The organism is Telluria sp. PB2R4 (assembly GCF_059685695.1).
The window spans coordinates 140,828-162,069 of record NZ_JCASIC010000003.1 but is presented as its reverse complement, the minus strand read 5'-3'; the positions used below and the strand labels follow the sequence as shown (position 1 = coordinate 162,069).

Here is a 21,242-nt window from a genome sequence, read left to right as displayed (position 1 = left end):
GAAAGAATGACGCGATGGACCGGCGCCGCCTGCGCCGCCCTGCTGTGCTGCGCCGCGCCGGCGGGGGCGATGGACTGGACCGACAATTCCATCAGCTACCGCTACGGCACCCGCTTCGCCGAGCCCTTCAACCCCGAACACATCAAGAAGCACATTGTCGCCTTCACGCACGCCAGCGGCTACAAATACGGCAGCAACTACCTCAACCTGGATGTGTTGAAGTCCGACAGCACGGACCCGCGCTCGCTCGGCAGCGACAGCGGCGCACGCGAAGCCTACCTGCTGTATCGCCACACGCTCGACATCGGCGCGCTGCGCGGCCAGGAGATCCGCTACGGCAAGGTCAAGGGCCTGGGCCTGACGCTCGGCTTCGACGTCAACCACAAGGACGACGTCGGCTACAACTCGCGCAAGCGCATGCTGGTGCTGGGGCCGACCCTGTTTTGGGACGTGCCCGTCTGGGACGTGCCGGGCTTCCTGAACACCAGCATCCTGTGGCTGCGCGAATCGAACGCGCCGAGCGGCCCCTTCCCACCGATCGCCAACGTGCGCGGGCGCTACACCTACGACACCCATCCGATGTTCAGCGCCAGCTGGGGCATCCCGGTGGCGGAGGGTTGGTCCTTCGAAGGCTACCTGAACTTCATCGCCGAGAAGGGGCTGGACGAAACCGGCAACCCGACCAGCGCCGAGACCAACCTCGACATGGCGCTGATGGTCGACATCGGGCCGCGCCTGGGCTACGCCAAGAAGAAGATCCGGGTCGGGGTCGGCTACCAGTTCTGGAACAACAAGTTCGGCAATGCGCGCCGGACCACCGGCGGGGCGGGGCAGCGGGCCAGCACGCCAATGGTGCGGGCGGACTTCCATTTCTGACGCCGCCGGGCAGATCAGGCCGACAGCTTGCGCATCTCGGCGTACAGGTCGGCCTTGCCTTCGAAGCCGATGCCGGGCAGGTCCGGCATGCTGATGTAGCCGTTGTCGACCGTGACCCCATCCGGGAAGCCGCCGTAAGGCTGGAACAGGTCCGGGTAGGACTCGTTGCCGCCCAGGCCCAGGCCGGCGGCGATGTTCAGCGACATCTGGTGGCCGCCGTGCGGAATGCAGCGGCTTGGCGACCAGCCGTGCTCGCGCAGCATGTCGAGGGTGCGCAGGTATTCCACCAGGCCGTACGACAGGGCGCAGTCGAACTGCAGCCAGTCGCGGTCGGCGCGCATGCCGCCATAGCGGATCAGGTTGCGCGCGTCCTGCATCGAGAACAGGTCCGCGCCCGGGCCTTCATCGACTTCCTCGTCGCGCACTTTCAGGCGCCGGCAAAACCGGACTTCTCCTGATCACTCCTGGCAGTCGGCCTGCGGCGTGCCGCGGGCAGCGTCTTCGCGGCTCACGTCGTCCAGTGCCGCCTGCAGCGCGGCCAGGGTGAAGGGCTTGGGCAGGAACGCGGGCTTGACGTCGAGGTCATCCGCCACCGCGGCGCCGAAGCCGGACGAGAAAATGATCTTCATGCCCTGGGCGTCGACCTGCACCCGGCGTGCGAGTTCGAGTCCGGACATGCCCGGCAGCGAATGGTCGGTCAGCAGGACATCGAACTGCTTGTCCGCCAGCAGCTCGAGGCCCTGCTCGGCGCTGCCGGCGCCTTCGACCGAGTGGCCCAGGATGAGCAGCAGTTCGGACAGCATCGTGCGGGCGTCCGTGTTGTCCTCGACGACCAGGATCGACATCGGCTTCGACGCGGCCGGCGGCGCCGCTTCGGCCGCCTGCGGTGCCGGCGCCGGCAGTGGCGCAGCGGGCGCGGGCGCGCCGTCCCTGGGCGACGCAAACAACTGACGGATCTTGCGGGCCAGCTCGTCGCGGCGGTAAGGCTTGCTGATCAGCTCGACGCCCGGGTCGAGGCGTCCGCCGTGGACGATCGCGTTCTGCGTGTAGCCCGAGGTGAACAGCACTTCGATCGCCGGCAGCATCTGCTTGGCCTGGCGCGCCACCTCGATGCTGCGCACCGGGCCGGGCATCACGACGTCGGTGAACAGCATGTCGACCGGGACGCCGCTTTGCAGGATCGTGAGCGCGCCCTGGCCATCGTTGGCCTTCAGCACCCGGTAGCCCAGGCCTTGCAGCATGTCGACCACGGTCGCCTGGACCGCCAGGTCGTCTTCGACCACCAGGATGGTTTCGGTACCGCCCACGACCGGCGCGTTGCGCAGGTTCGGCAGCTCGACTTCGGGCTGCATCGAGCGCGGCAGGTAGATCTTGATCGTGGTGCCGCTGCCGACCTCGCTGTAGATGCGGATGTGGCCGTTACTCTGCTTGACGAAGCCGTAGGCCATCGACAGGCCCAGGCCCGTGCCTTCGCCTTCGCGCTTGGTGGTGAAGAAGGGCTCGAAGGCGCGCGCGACGATCTCGGGCGGCATCCCGCATCCGGTGTCGGAAATGGCCAGCATGACGTACTGGCCCGGCGACACTTCCGGCTCGTGCAGGACGTAATTGTCGTCCAGCATCGCATTGTTCAGCTCGAGCGTGAGCCTGCCGTCGCCCTTCATGGCGTCCCGGGCATTGATGGCCAGGTTGAGGATCACGTTCTCGAGCTGGTGCGGGTCGGCCAGGGTGGTCCATAAGCCGCCGGCGACCACGGTTTCGATCTGCACCGATTCGCCCAGGGCGCGGCGCAGCAGGTCATCCATGCCGCGCAGGACGCGGCCGATATTGGTCGCCACCGGTTGCAGCGGGTGGCGGCGGGCGAACGCCAGCAGTTGCGACGACAGCTTGGCGCCACGGTCGGCCGCGAAGGCGGCGGTTTCGAGGCGCCGTTGTGCCTCGGGATTGCCTGCCAGGGTCATCTGCAGCAGTTGCAGGTTACCGGCAATAACTTGCAGCACGTTATTAAAGTCGTGTGCGACGCCGCCGGTCAGCTGGCCGATCGCTTCCAGCTTCTGGGATTGGCGCAGTTGGGCATGGGTCTTTTCCAGCTCGGCCGTGCGCTCGCGGATGCGTTGTTCCAGGGAATTGTTCAATTGCCGCACCGCGTCTTCGGCTTCGATACGCACGCCCACCTCGTGCTGCAGTTTGACGTTCGACGCTTCCAGTTCCTTGGCGCGCTCGCCGACTTCGCCGAGCATGCCGTTGAAAGCGTCGACCAGCACGCCGACTTCGTCTTCGGTGGTCTTTTCCACGCGCATCGAAAAATCGCGGCGGCGGATGACCTGGTCCACGGCGGCGGTCAGGGCCAGCACCGGCTTGATGATGGCCGCCTGCAGCCAGCTCGACATCAGCATGGCGACCAGCATGCTGCCGAGCAGGACGGCGCCAAGAATGGCGAGATAGCGCCTGACCTGGGCCATCAAGGGATACTCGGCCGCGACATACACCGTACCGACCAGTTCGCCGTTGCGCAGCATCGGCGTGGCCACCGCAATCCGTCCGCCATCGATCACACGGCCTGCCCGTGGCAGCTGCTTCGGCAGCCTCTGGGCTTCCGGCGCCGACTTGGCGTACGAGGCGAAGACCGAACCGTCGGGACGGAAGATGGCGGCGCTGACGATGGACGGTCGCGCGCGCAGCTGCAACAGGTTGTCGCGGGCGACCTGGGCGTCATTGAATTCCAGTGCCGGCTTGGTCACCTCGGCCAGCAGATCGCCCTGGGCCTGGAGATCGTTGGCCCAGCCACTCTGGTAGTTGCGGATGTCGAGCACGAGCATGGTGGTGCATGCCACCAGCAGGGCGGTCAGCGTGGTGACGAGGACGCCCAGTATCAGCTTGCGTGAGATCGATTGTTTTACGGCGCCCAACATGGTCAACGACTTCCTTTCACCACACGCGTGGCAACACTGAATAGACGCGAGTTCAGGCGAAGTCCGCCCTGTTCGGCCGCGTCGAGGGACACTTCAAACCGTACCCGGCCGTCGATAGTCTGGAAATTGATGACGCTGCCCTGGTCCAACCCACCCTCGGTATCGGTCACGGTCAGGATCGGCCGTCCTTGGGCCATGCGCAGCCACTGGGTCTGGCGTGCACGATCGGCGCCGCCGAGGAACAGCATATGGAGACCGCTCAGCGAGTCGCCCGGCAGCACGCGCTTGACGATGACGCCGCGCTTGTTCACGCTGCGTCCGGCCGCAATGCGCGCCAGTTCATCGGCCACCGTATCGTCGCCGGTAACGCCGATGACATACGGTGTGTCGGCCTGCGCCAGCGTGGCCTGGGGCCACTCCACATAATTGAGGAAGCGGTGCAAATAGGCGGCCTGTACCAGCTCGGTGCTGGCGACGAGGGTCGTGGCCGCCGCCATGGGCGCGGCCAGGGGTAGGCCGGCGCCGGCGAGGCACAGGGCCAGCAAAGCCGCGCCGATGCGCCGGCGGCGAGCCGGAGGCCGGCTGCTCGTGTGGATGTCGGAAAACATCTGCAAAGCCCGCACCTGTTACAGGTTCCAGACCAGCCGCAGGAGGGCGGCGCGCTCGTATTCGCTGCGTCCGGGCGCCGAGCCGAACTCGGGGTGCCTCGGATCGAACAGGTTCTGCCCGATCAGCGACAATTCGAGCCCCTTGCGAATGCGCCAGCCATAGCGCAGGTCGACCGCCGTATAGGACGGCACGGCGGGGGTGCGCAGCGCGCCGACGCGGCGCAGCGTGACATCCAGCTCGTGGCCGGCCGCGAGGTCGTGGGACGAGCGCAGCATCCAGTAATGGCTCGGATCGCTGGTGGCCAGGCCGGTCGTGGCGGTCAAATCCCTGCTTTGTGGACGCACTGACGTGCCCACGTGCTGTACGACGCCGCCCGCGGACATGCGCCAGGCCTTGCCCGCCTGCCAGCTGGCCCAGGCTTCGATGCCGCGCGTGCGGCCTTGCGCGAAGTTGCGGAACACGGAACCCGTCCCGTTCTGGTTCGGCTCGATGGTGCGCAGCCGGTCGTAGTCGCCGAAGAAGGCCGTCGCCGAATACGACAGCGTCGGCGTGGGCTGCGCCCGGTAACCGAGTTCGACCACGTTCGCCACCTCGGACTCGAAGTCCTTGCCGCCCGCGATGGCGTATTGCGGCACCCCGTTCACGATGCGCGGCGTGGTCGGGCTGTAGAAATCGCGGTCGATCCGCGACGGTGCGCGCACCGAGCGCGACAGCGAGCCCCAGACCAGCGTCGACGCCTGCGGTTGCCACGCCAGGCGCAGGGTCGGCAACACTTCGACGCCGGTGTAGTTATTGTGTTCGAACTTCAGTCCTGCGGTCAGGCGCAGGTCGTCGCGCAGCGCGAACTCGTTCTGTGCGAACAGGTTGGCCCAGGTCAGGTTTTTGTTCCCGGGCAGGAAGCCGAACGCGGGGCCGTTCTGCACACGGTCGTGTCCCCAGCGGTAGCCGCCGCCCCAGACCAGGCGATGCCTGGCGCCCAGGTCGACGGCGTGCTGCAGTTGCAGGTCGAGGGTATCGAGACGCTCGAAGAAGGCGTTTGGCTGGTCGCGTTCGGTATGGTCCCAGTACATCTGCACGGTGGCCGTCGATCCGCCGGCGAAGGTCTGGTTCACGCGCCCGAGCAGGTTGGCGCCGCGCACCCGGATGTCCGCCGTCCCCTGCTGGTGCAATTTGCCGTCGACCACGTCGCCCTGCAGCGTGATGTTGCGGGCCGTGTCGCCCCAGTCGGCGCGGAAACCCGCCTGCTGGCGATCCCAGCCGGTGAGCACGGGGCGGCCGGCCGCGGTACGGGTATCGTCATGGGCGGCGTACTTGGCATAGGCCCGGTAATGTCCGCCATTGGCCAGGGCGCCGCCGTAGCGGACCGCGCCGTTGCGCTCGTCCTTGCCGGCCGTGACGCTGACCAGCGTGCCCTGGGTCGTTTGAGCCGACCTGGTGATGATGTTGATGACGCCGTTGACCGCATTCGCGCCCCACAGCGTGGCGCCCGGGCCGCTGATGACCTCGATGCGCTCGACATCCTCCAGCACCACGTCCTGCACGTCCCAGAAGACGCCGGAGAACAGCGGCGAATAGACGGTGCGGCCGTCGATCAGGACCAGCAGCTTGTTCTCAAAAGCGTTGTTGAAGCCGCGCGCCGTGACGGCGTAGTTGCGCGCATCGACGCGGGCCACCTGCAGGTTGGGCGCCAGGCGCAGGGCCTCCGGCAGGGTGGTGGCGCCGGCGCGGTGGATCTCCTTGCCGGTGATGACGAAGATCGACGACGCGGCCGTGGACAGCGATTCCGGGCGCCGGGACACCGAGGTGACCTGGATGGTGGCAAGCTCTTCGAGGCTCATGTCGCCGATGTCCTGCGGTTCGGGAGCAAAGGCGGCCGCATGGGTTTCCATGGCGGCCAGCATCAGGACGAGGGCGCCGACGAGCGGACGGAGGCGGGGCTTGCTGCGGGCGGGAGAACACATCGGAGTTGTCAGTGGAACCATGGTGAATGCGGCTGGTGGCAGTTTGCACTGAAATGGGGCGCGTGTGAGGAGGGGATTGTACGTTACTAACATTGCGACACGTTAATTTTCGGTGTGGTGGAGCGCAGCCGTGCCATCTGCTGCAACACGGCTAGGAAATTTGGGCAAGCGTTAACTCCCGCGTAGCGAATCGGCTGACCGTCTCACAGAATCGTAACATTCGCGCTTCCCTGGCTAGTGTCCGCAAGACACTTGAACTTGCTCACATATCGTAGATAAATTTGCAATTTAAGCGCTACTTCGGAACAAGGTGGATTTCCATGAAATTGCAAAAATTGCATTATGAAAACCACAACCGTTTCCCCCACCATTGGAGCGCTGCTGCTGGCCCTGTGCTGCAGCAGCGCGATCGCGGCCCCGGCCGAGCACAAGGAATTCGAAGCCACCTTGCACGCGCCTTTCCAGGGCGCGGCGGATGCGCGCCGGACCTTCAGCCTGAACTTCAGCTACCCCGGCCTGGAACAGCCCGGAACGGTCTACTGGAAGCTGGAACTGGTCGACCGACGCGGCCGCATCGTCCGGCTGTGGCGCGGCAATAGCGCCATCTCGGGCGATTCCGCTTCCGCGCGGGTCGCATGGGACGGCCGCATCCAGGGCAAGCCCGCACCAAGCGGCCTGTACCGGGTGCGCATGCGCGCCGTCCTGCGCGGGGTGCCGCATGACGAACACGACGCCGTCGAACAGGACTGGCAGATCGCGGTCGGCGACATAGCGCCGGCGCGCCTCCCGCGTTTCGCGCCGCTGCCGGGCGTGCGCGACGCTGCCGCAGGAACGGCGATGGCCCCGGCCACTGCATCGCTGCCCTACACGGTGTATCTCGCCAACCTGCACAGCCAGAGCAACCACAGCGACGGCGGCGCCGCGCTCGACGCGTGCAAGGGCGCACAAGACCCGCTCAAGGCCAGGTACGGCCCGGAAGCGGCCTTTGCCTACGCCCGGGGCCGGGGCCTCGACATCCTGGCCGTGTCGGAGCACAACCACATGTACGACGGCTCTGACGGCACCGACCCCAACGCCGACCCGGCCAGGGCCAAGGACCTGTACAAGGCTGGCCTGGCCAGCGCGGCCGCCTTCAATGCCACCAAGCCCGGCTTCCTGGCGCTGTACGGCATGGAGTGGGGCGTCATCAACAACGGCGGCCACATCAACATCTTCAACAGCGACGAGCTGCTGGGCTGGGAGACCAACGCCCTGGGCGAACTGCTGGCCGACACGCCGACCCCGCGCAACGACTACGGCGCGCTCTACGCCCTGATGCGCCAGCGCGGCTGGGTGGGGCAGTTCAACCATCCCTCGCACAGCGGGCAGTTCAAGGTGAACGGCGTGTCGCTCGCGTACACGGCGGACGGCGACGAGGCGATGGCGCTGTGCGAGGTGATGAACAGCACCGCGTTCTCGACCAACGACCTTGAAACCGAAACCCGGCGCAGCAACTTCGAGCAGGCCTGCAACCGGCTGCTGGAAGCCGGCTACCACGTGGCCTTCAGCACCAACCAGGACAACCATTGCGCCAACTGGGGCGCGTCCTACACCAACCGCACCGGCATCCTGCTGCCCAACGGGACGGCGCTCACGCGCGACGCTTTCGTGGAGGCGCTCAAGGCGCGGCGCGTGTTCGCCACCATGGACAAGGGCTCGCAGCTGGTGCTCACCGCGAACGGCAAGCTGATGGGCGAGCGCTTCTCCAACCGCGGGCCGCTCACGCTCAACGCCAACTTCGCCTCCAGCGCGGGCAAGAAGGTGGCGGCGGTGTCGATCATGGCGGGCGTCCCGGGGCGCAATGGCACGGTGACGGAGGTCTCGAACCTTGCCACGACCTCGTTCACGCCGCCGCCGGGCAAGCATTTTTATTATGCGAAGGTGACGCAGGAGGATGGCAAGGTGTTGTGGTCGGCGCCGGTGTGGGTGACGCAGGAGTAGCCGCACATCGTAGGGTGGGCGGGTCTCCCGCCCACGCGTTCAACCAGCAGCAAGATTATCGCGCACGAGAACGGCGCCGATAACGATCGCCGGGTGGGCTTTTGTAATTCCGGGCATTGCCCGAAATCACCCCGCCCACCCTACAAAACCCCGAGTGACTCACCCTTCCCGAGCAGGTAGCCACGCCCGGCACAGCAAAGACCAGGCTGTCCTTACAGCGCGCACCAGGGCCATGCGGGTGCTTTCCGGCCACGATCGAAGATGCTATCCTGCCAGCGCCCCCGGCCTTACCCAGGCTGTCCAGGGCTTCATTCCTTCCATGCGAGAGACCATGAAGACTAGCACCCTGCTGCGCGCCTCGGCCTGCGCCTTTATCTGCCAATGGAGCGCTTACGCGTTCGCACTCGATCCCCTCAGCTACGCCAAGTACGACCAGGTCAAGACCACGGCCCTGCACCTGGACCTGAAGGCCGATTTCACCCGCAAGACCCTGGCCGGCTACGCCGACCTGACGCTGAACTGGATCGACAAGAAGGCCACCAGCCTGGACCTCGACACCCGCGAGCTGACTATCTCCAGGATCGAGGCGCAGGACGCGAAAGGGGCATGGCAGCCCGTCAAGTACACCCTCGACAAGCTGGACGCCGAAAAAGGCCAGGCGCTGCACATCGCGCTGCCGGGCCAGCCGGCCAAGGTGCGCATCCACTACCAGACCGCGCCGACCGCGCCCGCGCTGCAGTGGCTCACGCCCAAGCAAACCATGTCGGGCAAGTACCCGTTCATGTTCAGCCAGTCGCAGCCGATCGCCGCGCGCTCCTTCGTGCCGATCCAGGACACCCCGGCGGTGCGCTTCACCTACACCGCACGCATCCAGGCCCCGGAAGGCATGCGCGTCGTGATGAGCGCCGATAACGACCCCAAGGCCACCGGCAAGGGCGGCTGGAAGTTCACCATGCCGCAGCCGGTGCCGTCCTACCTGATCGCGATCGGCATCGGCGAGCTGGAAGCGCGCACCCTGGGCGGGCGCACCGGCGTCTACGCCGAGCCGATGCGCATCAAGGCCGCCGAATACGAGCTGGCCGACACCGAGAAGATGGTGGCCGCGGCCGAATCGCTGTACGGCCCGTACCGCTGGGGACGTTACGACATGCTGGTGCTGCCGCCGTCCTTCCCGATCGGCGGCATGGAAAACCCGCGCCTCACCTTCCTGACCCCGACCATGATCGCAGGCGACCGCAGCCTGGTCGACCTGGTCTCGCACGAGCTGGCGCACAGCTGGTCGGGCAACCTGGTGACCAACGCCTCGTGGAAGCACTGGTGGCTCAACGAAGGCTTTACCACCTACGTCACCACCCGCATCCTCGAGAAGATGTACGGCGTGGAAGTGGCGACCATGAACCTGCAGCTGGAGCAGGAAGAAGCGCTCGATTCGCTGAAAGACATCCCGAAGGCCAAGCAGGCCCTGGTCACCCGCGATCCGGACACCTCGAGCAAGCACTATACGGACGAAGGCCTGGCCTACCCGAAGGGCGCCTGGTTCCTGCGCACCCTCGAACAGCGCGCCGGCCGCGCCGCGTTCGATCCCTTCCTGCGCGGCTGGTTCGACCAGCACGCCTTCCAGAGTGTGACCACCGACCAGTTCGTGGAATACCTGCGTGCGAACCTGCTCGCCAGGAACCCGAAGATCATGAGCGACGCGGAGTTGGAGGAGTGGCTGTACGGCCCGGGCATCCCGGCCAGCGCAAAAAAGGCGGTCTCGACCCGCCTGGCCAAGCTGAACGACACCACCGCGCGCTGGCTCAAGGGCGACATCAAGACCGCGCAGCTGCCCACCAAGGGCTGGAACGCCGCCGAGTGGATGAAGTTCTTGAACGACATCGACAACAAGGCCACCGCCGCGCAACTGCAGGAGCTGGACCAGGCCTTCGGCCTGGCCAAGACCGGCAATAACGAAGTGGCGTTCCGCTTCTACCGCGCCTCGGTGCACGCCGGCTACCGCGGCATCCGCCCGAATCTGGAAGCCTTCCTGATGAGCGTGGGCCGCCAGAAGTTCGTGGTGCCGCTGTACGGCGCGCTGCGCGCCAACGCGGACGACCGGGCCTGGGCCGAGCGCGTCTACAAGGCGGCGCGCGAGCGCTACCACCCGGAGACGCAGGGCAGCGTCGACAAGCAGATGACCAAACAATAAGAGGATGAACAGCGTGCTTTCCATGAACCGACTTGCAGCCGCGATCCTGATCGCGTTTTCCGCCACTGGCGCGGCGTTTGCACAAGAAACGGCGCCCGTCGCCGCAATTCAAGTCGCAGCCGCGAACGGGCCCGCCTACAACCTGAAAGCCGACGTCGAGCGCGTCATGAAGGAATTCGACGTGCCGGGCATCGCCATTGCCGTGGTCAAGGACGGCAAGGTGATCGCCGCCGAAGGCTTCGGCGTGCGCAAGCGCGGCGAGCCGGCCAGGGTCGACGGCAAGACCATCTTCGAGATCGCCTCGAACTCCAAGGCGTTTACCGCCGCGGCGCTGGCCATGCTGGTCGACCAGGGCAAGCTGGGCTGGGACGATCCGGTCATCAAGCACCTGCCGGACTTCCGGATGTACGACGCCTACGTCACCGCCGAGATGACCATCCGCGACCTGCTGGTGCACCGCAGCGGGCTGGGGCTGGGCGCCGGTGACCTGATGTGGTGGCCGACCACCAGCTTCACCACCGACGAGATCATCCACAACCTTCGCTACATCAAGCCGGCCACCAGCTTCCGCAGCGCCTACGCCTACGACAACCTGCTGTACATCGTGGCCGGCAAGATCGTCGCCGCCAAGTCGGGCAAGACCTGGGGCGAGACCATGCACGAGTGGATCCTCGAGCCGGTGGGCATGACGGGCACCACCACCAGCCTGCAGGAGAACGCGAAGTTCGCCAACGTCTCTGCGCCGCACAGCAAGATCAACGGCAAGGCGGTGCCGGTGAAACCGATGCCGGTGCCGAACGCGGACGGCGCGGTGGGCATCAACACCAGCGCCGAAGACATCGCGCGCTGGATGCAGGTGCTGCTCGATAACGGCAAGGTGGCCGAGGGCAAGCGCCTGTGGTCGGACAAGCAGGCACGCGAGATGTGGACCGCGCAGACCCCGATGACGATCAATACGCCGCGTCCGCCGCTGGCGGCGACCAAGCCGAACTTCTACGCCTATGGCCTGGGCTTCCAGCTGCGCGACTACCAGGGCAAGCTGGTGGCGATGCACGGCGGCGCCCTGCAGGGCTTCTACAGCCGCGTGCTCCTGGTGCCGGAATCGAAGCTGGGCATCGCGATCTTCACCAATGCCGAAAGCGGCCCGTCGCTGAACGCGCTGCAGTACCGCCTGCTGGACCAGCACCTGGGCGCGGCGCCGACCGACTGGATCGGCCGCATCGCCGACGTCGACCGCGAGAACCAGGCCAAGGAAGCGGCCCGCGTGAAGGGCGAAGCGGCATCGCGCGCCGCCACGTCGAAGCCGTCGCTGCCGCTGGCTTCGTACGAGGGCGAGTATGAAGATGCCTGGTATGGCAAGGCGAACATCAAGCGCAACGGGAACAAGCTGGTGCTGTCGTTCGCGAAGACGCCGGACCTGACGGGAGAGATGGAGCACTTCCAGCACGACACCTTCATCGTGCGCTGGAAGGAAAGGAACTTCAATGCGGATGCGTATGTGACGTTCTCGCTGGACCATGACGGCAGCATCGAGCGGGTGCGCATGAAGCCGGTGTCGACGGAGACGGACTTCAGCTATGACTTCCAGGATCTGCTGTTTGTGCCTGTAAAGAAGGAAAAGAAGGCTTGATTTGAGGCTGGTTGAACGCGTGGGCAGGAGACCTGCCCACCCTACGATGTGGTTCCTGTAGGGTGGGCGGGGTAATTCAGGCCAGTGGCCTTAATTACGAACGCCCACGCGTTCAACGAAACGTAGCGATGTCGAAAAGTCTTATTTCCCGCCCCACACCTTCATCATATCCTCCGACCCCTGCGTCCGAATCCCGTTATCCGACAGGATCCCTTCGGTCGCCTCCAGCATCGCCTTGCGCGGCAACACCATGGTCTCGCCGTAGCGCTGGTCGAACTTGAACACGACATGCTCGTCCTTCAGGTCGCGCAAGGTCGACACCAGATGGGCCAGGCTGCGGATCTTGACGCCGTTGACCGTATCGATCACCGAGCCGAAACGGTTGCTGTAGCCGCGCACCAGCTTGTGCGGGAAGAAGGGGCCGCTGATCACCACCAGTTCCTCGCGCGCCGCGTCCGGCGAATCGCCGCGCTGCGTCATCAAGGGGCTGTCGTTGAACGCCGCCCCGTTTGCCGCCGCCGCATTCGCCGCCAGGAAGGACAGGAATTCGTTGGTCGCACGGGTAAATACCACCGGGCCGTACACGAAGTAAGACGGATAGCCGCCGTTCAGGTCCGGGATCAGGAGCGGACGCGGGCCGCTGGCCGGCACCTCGACCTTCATCGATTTGCCGGCGCGGATGATCGTCATCGGCACCTTGCCATTCCTGGCCACCTGCTGGATGCGGTACTGGAAGCGCACGCGCAGGTTCGAACCCAGCTTCACCATGCCCTGGTTGTCGATCGGGTATTCGCCGATGTGGGTGATGATGTCGCCTTCCTTCAGCGGCCAGCTGGCGTCCGTCTTGTACGGACGGTGCACCAGCGCGCCTTCGACCGAGGTGTCGATCTTCAGGTACTGGCGCAGCGCCGCGTTCTCGAGCGTCTGGACGCTGTCGTGCAGCAGCGGCTTGCCGTCGTAGCGGCCGTCTGCCACGTCCTTCAGGAACAGCTCGATCTCTTCGTTCGGGATCACGTAGCCAATGTTCTGCGCACCGGCCGCCATCGAGAAGGCCAGGCCGATCATCTTGTCGCCCGCGATCACCGGGCCACCGCTGTTGCCCGGGTTGATCGGCGCGTCGATCTGGATGCGCAGGCCCGAGCTGAACGAGCCGTAGCCGACGAACTCCACACGCGAGACGATGCCGCGGGTAGTCGACAGCGAGTTGCCGCCGACCGGATAGCCGTAGGCGAACACCGCTTCGCGCACGTCCGGCAGCACCGCGGCGCGGCGCACCGGCGGACGCTTGTCGAAGAAGGACGGGTCGTCCAGTTCCAGCACCGCCAGGTCCAGGCCGCGCGCCAGCGCGATCACCTTGGCCGACACCTTGTCGCCCGACTGGCTGGCCTGCACCTCGACCTGGCTGGCGTAGCCGACCACGTGGGCATTGGTCAGGATGCGCTTGCCTTCGATGATGACGCCCGAGCCGGTCACATCGACAGGGGACGCCTTGGCCCATGGCTTGTACGGATCAGGGCGGCGCACGGTGGCGAAGATCTTGACCACCGAGTTCTCGACTGCCGGCAGGGCAGGGGCCGTGGTGGCCGACGGGGTGGAGACGGCCGGCGACGGTGGGGTCGCAGGGGTTGGTGCTGGAGGAGGAACGGTGTCCTGTGCGTGGACGAGGCCGGCCAGGGCGAATGCCACGGCGGCGGCGAGGCGTGCGGTTTTCATGGGCTCCTTCGGTGGCTCAAACGGTACAAACTGTGCGAAACGCTGCGATGCGCTACGAATCGCAAGAATATACACGCTCGCCGCCGAAGGAAATACACCAATCTTCACGGGAGGCGTGGCCTCCCGGTGCAAAGCACTTACTGCTTCACGAACTTGAGCGTCATACGGTCGCTCTCGCCGATCGCCATGTACTTCTCGCGGTCCTTGTCCTTGTTGGCCAGCACCGGCGGCAGGGTCCACACGCCTTTTTCGTGGTTGGCGGTGTCCTTCGGGTTGGCGTTGACTTCGGACTTGGCGGCCAGTTTGAAGCCCGCGCTTTCCACCGTCTTGATCACCCAGGCTTCGTGCACATAGCCGCTCGACGCCTTCGCATCCTGCGTCATCGAAGCCGGCAGGCGGTGGTCGACGATGCCCAGCACGCCGCCCGGCTTCAGGACCTTGTGGATCTCCTTGAAGGTGGTCTTCAGCGCTTCTTCGCCGTTGCCGACCCAGTTGTGCAGGTTGCGGAAGGTGAGCACCATGTCGACGCTGTTCGGCGCCGCGATCTGGTAGGTGGCCGGCGGTTCGAACACGGACGGGACCACCTTGTCGTAGAGCGCCGGATTCGAATCGAGCTTCTTCTTGAAGGCCATCCCGTAGCGGTTGTCGGGTGCGATGGCCTGGCCCGCGCCGATCAGCTTGCCCTTGTCGCGCAGGTAGGGCGCCAGGATCTCGGTGTACCAGCCGCCCGAAGGGACCAGCTCGACCACCGTCATGTTTGGCTTGATGCCGAAGAAGCTCAGGGTTTCGTAGGGATGGCGCGCCGCGTCGCGCGCCTTGTTGGCGGCGCTGCGGTGTTCGCCCGCGATGGCGGCTTTCAGGGCGTCGTCTGCCAGTGCGGTGCCGGTGGCGCCGGCCAGGCCGGTGGCCAGCATCGCGGCCAGGATCAGTCGTTTCATCGGTTCGAAGTCTCCAAGTGATTGTGCGCGGCCGGACGGAACGCCGCCGCCGCGCTGATGATCGGCCACAGTTGGCGGACAGTCAAGCGTTGTTCGAACATGCATACGTCGCTCGTAAACATGTCCGCGCGGGTGTCCGCCGCGGACACCCGGACAGGCCTGCGGACACCCTCGGCGGACAGTGAACGTCCATTGAACCGTGCGTCTGAAGCGTGCTGTGATCTGGCACAACAATTGCCTATTCAAAACGTCGAGTTGCTGCTAAGGTTGGCAAGTTTGCCGAGGGCCTCTGCCCTGGCCAACCTATCCCTCCGCAGTACATACAAGAGCGGGCCGCACCACAAGGCGGGACCGCTGCCCAGAAGTAGGTTGATTTCAGGAGACATTATGGAACGCCGTAGCTTTCTCAATTTCAGCGGCCTGGCACTCGCCACGACGCTCGTCCCGTTCAGCCGCGCGATCGCCGCTGAAGAACTGCTCAGCTCCATGCCCACGGCCGCCAAGAAGGCGCTGGCCGACATCGCGCTGAACGCCGCCACCAAGGCCGGCGCCAGCTACGCCGACGTGCGCATCGGCCGCTACCTGAACCAGTTCATCACCACCCGCGACCTGAACGTCGAGAACGTGGCCAATACCGAATCGGCCGGCGTCGGCGTGCGCGTGATCGCCAACGGCGCCTACGGCTTCGCCGCCACTTCGGACATGAGCGCGGACGGCATCGCCAACGCGGCGCGCCAGGCCGTCGCCATCGCCAGGGCCAACGCCAAGCTGCAGTCCGAACCGGTGCGCCTCGCACCAGTAAAGGGCGTCGGTGAGGTATCCTGGGCCACGCCGATCAAGAAGGACTGGCGCTCGGTACCGATCAAGGAGAAAGCAGACCTCCTGATTGCCGCGAACAAGGCCGGCATGGACGGCGGCGCGACCTTCATGAACTCGATGCTGTTCCAGGTGAACCAGCAGAAGTACTTCGCTTCCACCGACGGCTCCTACATCGAGCAGGACGTGCATCGCCTGTGGGCGCCGTTCCAGGCCACGGCGGTCGACAAGACTACCGGCAAGTTCCGTTCGCGTTCCGGCCTGGGCGCTCCGGTCGGCAAGGGCTATGAATACCTCGATGGCCTCAAGGAGCACAAGATCAAGGCTGCGGGCGGCGTCGCCACCTTGTACACCGATACTTACGACATCATCGAGGACGCGCGGGCCGCCGGCCGCGATGCCAAGGCCAAGCTGACCGCCAAATCCGTCCTCCCAGGGAAGTACGACCTGATGCTGTCGCCGGAACACCTGTGGCTGACGATCCACGAAAATGTCGGCCACCCGACGGAACTGGACCGCGTGCTCGGCTACGAAGCCAACTACGCCGGCACCAGCTTCGCCACGCTGGATAAATGGGAATCGAAGAAGTTCAAGTACGGTAACCCGATCGTCAACCTGTTCGCCGACAAGACCACCCCGGGATCCCTGGGCTGCGTCGGCTACGACGACGAAGGCGTCAAGACCAAGAAGTGGGACATCATCAAGGACGGCATCCTGGTCAACTACCAGGCCACCCGCGACCAGGCCCACATCATCGGCGAAAAGGAATCGCACGGCTGCTCGTACGCCGACAGCTGGAACTCGGTGCAGTTCCAGCGCATGCCGAACGTCTCGCTGGCGGCCGGCCAGAAGCGCCTGACGCCGGACGAGATGGTCAAGGACATCAAGAAGGGCATCTACATCGTCGGCGACGGCTCGTTCTCGATCGACCAGCAGCGCTACAACGCCCAGTTCGGCGGCCAGCTGTTCTACGAGATCAAGGACGGCAAGATCGGCCCGATGCTGGAAGACGTGGCCTACCAGGCCAATACCCAGGAATTCTGGAGCGCCTGCAGCGCCATCTGCGACGAGCGCGACTGGCGCATGGGCGGCTCCTTCTTCGACGGCAAGGGCCAGCCGCCGCAGATCAGCATCGTGTCGCACGGCTCGTCGACCGCGCGCTTCAACGGCATCAACGTGATCAACACCGCCCGCAAGATCGGCTAAGGGAGAGGAAAACCATGAGCATCCTGACCCAAGACCAGACCAAGCGCATCACCGACCGCGTGCTGTCGCTCTCCAAGGCTGACGAGTGCATCGTCAGCATCGAAGGCAGCCGCATCGGCAATATCCGCTTTGCGCGCAACGCCGTGTCCACCGCCGGCCTGGCCGACGACACCCAGATCCAGGTGCAGGTCGCCTTCGGCAAGCGCCAGGGCACCGCCACCATCAACGAGTTCGACGACAAGTCGCTCGAAAAAGCCGTGCGCCGCGCCGAGGACCTGGCGCGCCTGGCGCCGGAGAACCCGGAGTTCATGCCGGCGATCGCCAAGACCGGCTACAAGTCCTCCGAGACCTTTGTCCAGAAGACCTCGGAGATCGATCCGGAATTCCGCGCCCAGGCCGCCGCCTATGCGATGGAAGCCTGCCGCAAGAAGGGCCTGGTCGCGGCCGGCTTCTTCACCGACCGCTCGACCTTCGAAACCGTGGCCAATTCCAACGGCGTGTTCGGCCACCAGGTCGCCACCTCGCTCGACTTCACCTGCACCGTGCGCACCGAAGACGGCCGCGGTTCGGGCTGGGTCAAGCGCTCGGCGCGCGACGTCGCCCGTTTCGATCCGCGCGAAGCGGCCGACGTGGCGATCGAAAAGGCGCTGCGCTCGGTGGACGCCAAGGCGCTCGAGCCGGGCCGCTATACCGTGGTGATGGAACCTTCCGCCACCAGCGACCTCTTGACCTTCATGATCGGCGGCTTTAACGCCCGCATGGCCGACGAAGGCCGCAGCTTCCTGTCGAAGAAGGGCGGCGCCAACCGCCTGGGCGACAAGCTGTTCGACGAGCAGGTCAACATCTGGACCGACCCGTGGGACAAGGACGTGCCGGTGCTGCCGTGGGACGGCAACATGATGCCGCGCGAGCGCACCCACCTGGTGAAGGACGGCCGCATCAACGCGCTGAACTACTCGCGCTACTGGGCCAAGCAGAAGAACCAGCGCGCCACCGGCACCGCCGGCAACATCATCATGGCCGGCACCGACAAGAGCACGGCCGAGCTGATCGCCAACACCAAGAAGGGCGTGCTGGTGACCCGCACCTGGTACATCCGCATGGTGGACCCGCAGTCGGTGCTCGTCACCGGCCTGACCCGCGACGGCACCTTCTACATCGAGAACGGCAAGGTCAAGCATCCGATCAAGAACTTCCGCTTCAACGAGAGCCCGGTGAGCATGCTGAACAACATCGAGGAAATCGGCAAGCCGCTGGTGATCGGCGGCGACGAGGCGAACTACGCGATGCTGATTCCGTCGATGAAGATTCGCGATTTCAACTTCACGTCGCTGTCGGACGCAGTTTAAGCAATCCGCCCATACGGGGCGGCCGGTGTTGCCGGCCGCCCCGCGCACCCATACGGAAACCCACATGGAACGTCGTAAATTCCTCCAGATCGGCGCCGGCACTGCCGGCGCCATGCTCATCCCGGTCTTCGGCAATGCCATCGCCGCCGATGAGCTCATGAGCGTCATGCCCGCCAGCGCCAAGAAGGCCTTGGCCGACACCGCGCTGAACGCCGCCACCAAGGCCGGCGCGTCCTACTGCGACGTACGCATCGGCCGCTACCTGAACCAGTTCATCATCACGCGCGACCTGAACGTCGAGAACATCAGCAATACCGAATCCAGCGGCGTGGGCGTGCGCGTCATCGCCAATGGCGCCTACGGCTTCGCCTCGACCAACGACATGAGCCCGGACGGCATCGCCAACGCGGCGCGCCAGGCGGTGGCGATCGCCAAGGCCAATGCCAAGCTGCAGACCGAGCCGGTGCGTCTGGCGCCTGTCAAAGGCGTTGGAGAGGTGGCCTGGGCCACCCCGGTGAAGAAGGACTGGCGCAGCATTCCAGTCAAGGAAAAGGCCGACATGCTGATCGCCGCCAACAAGGCGGGCATGGTCGCCGGCGCCAGTTTCATGACCGCGTCGCTGTTCCAGATCAACCAGCAGAAGTATTTCGCCTCCACCGACGGTTCCTACATCGACCAGGACATCCACCGCCTGTGGGCGCCGATCAATGCGACCGCGGTCGACAAGGCCAGCGGCAAGTTCCGTTCGCGCGCGGGCCTGTCCTCGCCTGTGAGCATGGGCTACGAATACTTCGACGCCAAGGCCAGCGACAAGGTGCAGGCCGCCGGCGGCGTGACCACCCTGTATACGGGTTCCTACGACATCGTCGAAGACGCACGTCTGGCCGGCAAGCAGGCACGCGACAAGCTCAGCGCCAAATCGGTCGAGCCGGGCAAGTACGACCTGGTCCTGAGCCCCGAACACCTGTTCCTGACCATCCACGAGAACGTCGGCCACCCGACGGAACTGGACCGCGTGCTCGGCTACGAAGCCAACTACGCCGGTACCAGTTTCGTGGGCCTGGACAAGTGGGAATCGAAGAAATTCAAGTACGGTTCCGAGCGCGTGAACTTCGTTGCCGACCGCACTACCCCGGGTTCGCTCGGCCTGATCGGCTACGACGACGAGGGCGTGCGCGCCAAGAAGTGGGACATCATCCGCAACGGCATCCTGGTGAATTACCAGGCCACGCGCGACCAGGCCCACATCATCGGCGAAAAGGAATCGCATGGCTGCTCCTACGCTGACAGCTGGAGCACCATCCAGTTCCAGCGCATGCCGAACGTCTCGCTCGAAGCCGGCAAGGCGCGGCTCACACCAGATGAAATGATCAAGGACGTCAAGAAGGGCATCTACATCCTCGGCCGCGGCTCCTACTCGATCGACCAGCAGCGCTACAACTCGCAGTTCGGCGGCACGCTGTTCTACGAGATCAAGAACGGCAAGATCACGGGCCAGCTGGAAGACGTGGCCTACCAGACCAATACCCAGGAATTCTGGAACGCCTGCTCGGCCATCTGCGACGAGCGCGACTGGCGCATGGGCGGCTCGTTCTTCGACGGCAAAGGCCAGCCGAGCCAGGTCAGCGCAGTCTCGCACGGCTCGGCTACCAGCCGCTTCAATGGCATCAACGTCATCAACACCGCACGCAAGATCGGTTGAGGGGAGAACACATGAAACAGCTGAACCAGGAAGAAGCAAAACGCATCGCCGATCGCGTGATCGGTTTCTCGAAAGCCGACGAATGCAGTGTGTCGATCGAAGGCAACCGCACCGGTAACATCCGTTTCGCACGCAACAGCGTGTCGACCGCCGGCCTGACCGAAGACACCCAGCTGGCCGTGCGTGTCGCCTTCGGCAAGCGCGTGGGCACCGCCGTCGTCAACGAGTTCGACGACAAGTCGCTGGAAAAGGCCGTGCGCCGCGCCGAGGAACTGGCGCGCCTGGCGCCGGAGAATCCGGAATTCGTCCCCAGCGTCGGCAAGCAGGAATACCGCGGCACCCAGACCTTCGTGCCGGCCAGCGCCGCGATCGACCCGGCCTACCGCGCCGACGTGGCGGCCGCCTCGATCGGCCAGGCACGCGCCAAGAAGCTGGTGACTGCCGGCTTCTTCACCGACAGCACCCGCTTCGCCTGCATCGCCAACTCGAAGGGCGTTTTCGGCTTCCAGGAATTCACCGACCTGTCCTTTACCTGCACCGCGCGCACCGAAGACGGCCGCGGGTCGGGCTGGGTGACCCGCTCGGCGGTCGATGCGCGCCGCTTCAACGCGGCGGAAGCCGCCGAGATCGCGATCGACAAGGCGCTGCGCTCGGTCGATGCGAAAGCGCTGGAGCCGGGCCGCTACACCGTGATCCTGGAACCGGCGGCGACTTCGGAAATCCTGGGTAACATGTTCAGCTCCCTCGGCGCACGCGCAGCCGACGAGGGCCGCAGCTTCCTCGCCAAGAAGGGCGGCGGCAACCGCCTGGGCGAGAAGCTGTTCGACGAGCAGGTGAACATCTGGGCCGACCCGTGGAACCCGGACGTGCCGGTGGCCCCGTGGGACAACCAGACCATGATCGCCCGCAAGCGCACCGACATCGTCAAGAACGGCCGCATCGCCTCGCTCGGCTATTCGCCGTTCTGGGCACAGAAGACCGGCAACCAGGCCACCGCCGGCCACGGCAACATGATCATGGCGGGCGGCACCAAGTCGCTGGAAGAGCTGATTGCCGGTACCAAGAAGGGCATCGTGGTCACCCGCACCTGGTACATCCGCATGGTCGACCCGCAGTCGCTCCTGATCACGGGCCTGACCCGCGACGGCACCTTCTACGTCGAGAACGGCAAGATCAAGCATCCGGTGAAGAACTTCCGCTTCAACGAAAGCCCGGTCACCATCCTCAACAACATCGACGAACTGGGCAAGCCAGAGATCATCGGCGGCGACGAGGTGCCGTTCCAGATGGTGCTGCCGCCGATGAAGGTGCGCGACTTCAACTTCACCTCGCTGTCCGACGCGGTCTAAGGTTTACGGATGGCCC

At 65.4% G+C, this 21,242-nt stretch carries 13 protein-coding genes and 1 pseudogene; 8 read left to right on the top strand and 6 right to left on the bottom strand.

The window, feature by feature from the left end:
- The first annotated feature begins 6 nt into the window (after positions 1-6).
- Entirely contained in the window at positions 7-876 is an 870-nt protein-coding gene (locus AC56LU_RS06895) for an outer envelope protein (RefSeq protein WP_497174852.1), read from the top strand.
- A 14-nt stretch (positions 877-890) separates the two neighbouring features.
- Here AC56LU_RS06895 and AC56LU_RS06890 read toward each other — a convergent pair.
- From AC56LU_RS06890 to AC56LU_RS06875, 4 genes and pseudogenes are all read right to left on the bottom strand, one after another.
- Positions 891-1,271, bottom strand: a pseudogene (locus AC56LU_RS06890) (enolase C-terminal domain-like protein); the annotation flags it as partial.
- A 63-nt stretch (positions 1,272-1,334) separates the two neighbouring features.
- Positions 1,335-3,785 carry a sensor histidine kinase, YfiR-like protein-associated gene (locus AC56LU_RS06885; protein ID WP_497174851.1) on the bottom strand — a complete coding sequence of 817 codons (2,451 nt, stop codon included), beginning with the start codon at positions 3,783-3,785 and terminating at the stop codon, positions 1,335-1,337.
- Between the two features lie 2 nt (positions 3,786-3,787).
- Complete coding sequence (locus AC56LU_RS06880; protein ID WP_497174850.1) at positions 3,788-4,393, bottom strand: TOL_0243 family YfiR-like periplasmic protein; 606 nt, start codon at positions 4,391-4,393, stop codon at positions 3,788-3,790.
- A gap of 18 nt (positions 4,394-4,411) precedes the next feature.
- Positions 4,412-6,355, bottom strand: coding sequence for a TOL_0244 family TonB-dependent receptor (locus tag AC56LU_RS06875; protein ID WP_497174849.1), 1,944 nt, complete (start codon positions 6,353-6,355; stop codon positions 4,412-4,414).
- Positions 6,356-6,697: 342 nt separating this feature from the next.
- Here AC56LU_RS06875 and AC56LU_RS06870 point away from each other — a divergent pair, with 342 nt between their 5' ends.
- The 3 genes from AC56LU_RS06870 to AC56LU_RS06860 all read left to right on the top strand — a co-directional run bounded on the left by AC56LU_RS06870 (position 6,698) and on the right by AC56LU_RS06860 (position 12,153).
- Positions 6,698-8,335: a CehA/McbA family metallohydrolase gene (locus AC56LU_RS06870; protein ID WP_497174848.1), complete on the top strand. Its 1,638-nt coding sequence runs from the start codon at positions 6,698-6,700 to the stop codon at positions 8,333-8,335.
- A gap of 331 nt (positions 8,336-8,666) precedes the next feature.
- Positions 8,667-10,523, top strand: a complete 1,857-nt coding sequence (locus tag AC56LU_RS06865) for a M1 family metallopeptidase (RefSeq protein WP_497174847.1) — start codon at positions 8,667-8,669, stop codon at positions 10,521-10,523.
- 22 nt (positions 10,524-10,545) lie between these two features.
- On the top strand, positions 10,546-12,153 hold the full coding sequence (locus AC56LU_RS06860; protein WP_497174846.1) for a serine hydrolase: 1,608 nt from the start codon (positions 10,546-10,548) through the stop codon (positions 12,151-12,153).
- A gap of 141 nt (positions 12,154-12,294) precedes the next feature.
- On the opposite strand, the gene AC56LU_RS06855 is transcribed toward AC56LU_RS06860, so the two are convergent.
- Both AC56LU_RS06855 and AC56LU_RS06850 read right to left on the bottom strand, forming a co-directional pair.
- Positions 12,295-13,866 (bottom strand): S1C family serine protease, encoded by a 1,572-nt coding sequence (locus tag AC56LU_RS06855; RefSeq protein WP_497174845.1) that lies wholly within the window; start codon positions 13,864-13,866, stop codon positions 12,295-12,297.
- Positions 13,867-14,003: 137 nt separating this feature from the next.
- Positions 14,004-14,804, bottom strand: a complete 801-nt coding sequence (locus tag AC56LU_RS06850) for a class I SAM-dependent methyltransferase (protein ID WP_497174844.1) — start codon at positions 14,802-14,804, stop codon at positions 14,004-14,006.
- A 387-nt stretch (positions 14,805-15,191) separates the two neighbouring features.
- Between AC56LU_RS06850 and AC56LU_RS06845 the strand changes: the two genes are divergently transcribed.
- The 4 genes from AC56LU_RS06845 (at position 15,192) to AC56LU_RS06830 (ending at position 21,226) form a co-directional block, all read left to right on the top strand.
- A complete protein-coding gene (locus AC56LU_RS06845) occupies positions 15,192-16,826 on the top strand; it encodes a TldD/PmbA family protein (protein WP_497174843.1) in 1,635 nt (544 codons plus the stop codon).
- Between the two features lie 14 nt (positions 16,827-16,840).
- Positions 16,841-18,175, top strand: a complete 1,335-nt coding sequence (locus AC56LU_RS06840) for a TldD/PmbA family protein (RefSeq protein WP_497174842.1) — start codon at positions 16,841-16,843, stop codon at positions 18,173-18,175.
- A gap of 64 nt (positions 18,176-18,239) precedes the next feature.
- Positions 18,240-19,877 (top strand): TldD/PmbA family protein, encoded by a 1,638-nt coding sequence (locus AC56LU_RS06835; protein ID WP_497174841.1) that lies wholly within the window; start codon positions 18,240-18,242, stop codon positions 19,875-19,877.
- Between the two features lie 11 nt (positions 19,878-19,888).
- The gene (locus tag AC56LU_RS06830) at positions 19,889-21,226 is read left to right on the top strand and encodes a TldD/PmbA family protein (RefSeq protein WP_497174840.1); all 1,338 of its coding nucleotides are present in this window, start codon (positions 19,889-19,891) and stop codon (positions 21,224-21,226) included.
- Positions 21,227-21,242: the final 16 nt, after the last annotated feature.

Excerpts from the sequence above, each read along its gene's own strand:
- AC56LU_RS06895 (WP_497174852.1), top strand. The coding sequence starts at position 7 with ATGACGCGATGGACCGGCGCCGCCTGCGCCGCCCTGCTGTGCTGCGCC.
- AC56LU_RS06885 (WP_497174851.1), bottom strand. The coding sequence starts at position 3,785 with ATGTTGGGCGCCGTAAAACAATCGATCTCACGCAAGCTGATACTGGGC.
- AC56LU_RS06880 (WP_497174850.1), bottom strand. The coding sequence starts at position 4,393 with ATGTTTTCCGACATCCACACGAGCAGCCGGCCTCCGGCTCGCCGCCGG.
- AC56LU_RS06875 (WP_497174849.1), bottom strand. The coding sequence starts at position 6,355 with ATGTGTTCTCCCGCCCGCAGCAAGCCCCGCCTCCGTCCGCTCGTCGGC.
- AC56LU_RS06870 (WP_497174848.1), top strand. The coding sequence starts at position 6,698 with ATGAAAACCACAACCGTTTCCCCCACCATTGGAGCGCTGCTGCTGGCC.
- AC56LU_RS06865 (WP_497174847.1), top strand. The coding sequence starts at position 8,667 with ATGAAGACTAGCACCCTGCTGCGCGCCTCGGCCTGCGCCTTTATCTGC.
- AC56LU_RS06860 (WP_497174846.1), top strand. The coding sequence starts at position 10,546 with ATGAACCGACTTGCAGCCGCGATCCTGATCGCGTTTTCCGCCACTGGC.
- AC56LU_RS06855 (WP_497174845.1), bottom strand. The coding sequence starts at position 13,866 with ATGAAAACCGCACGCCTCGCCGCCGCCGTGGCATTCGCCCTGGCCGGC.
- AC56LU_RS06850 (WP_497174844.1), bottom strand. The coding sequence starts at position 14,804 with ATGAAACGACTGATCCTGGCCGCGATGCTGGCCACCGGCCTGGCCGGC.
- AC56LU_RS06845 (WP_497174843.1), top strand. The coding sequence starts at position 15,192 with ATGGAACGCCGTAGCTTTCTCAATTTCAGCGGCCTGGCACTCGCCACG.
- AC56LU_RS06840 (WP_497174842.1), top strand. The coding sequence starts at position 16,841 with ATGAGCATCCTGACCCAAGACCAGACCAAGCGCATCACCGACCGCGTG.
- AC56LU_RS06835 (WP_497174841.1), top strand. The coding sequence starts at position 18,240 with ATGGAACGTCGTAAATTCCTCCAGATCGGCGCCGGCACTGCCGGCGCC.
- AC56LU_RS06830 (WP_497174840.1), top strand. The coding sequence starts at position 19,889 with ATGAAACAGCTGAACCAGGAAGAAGCAAAACGCATCGCCGATCGCGTG.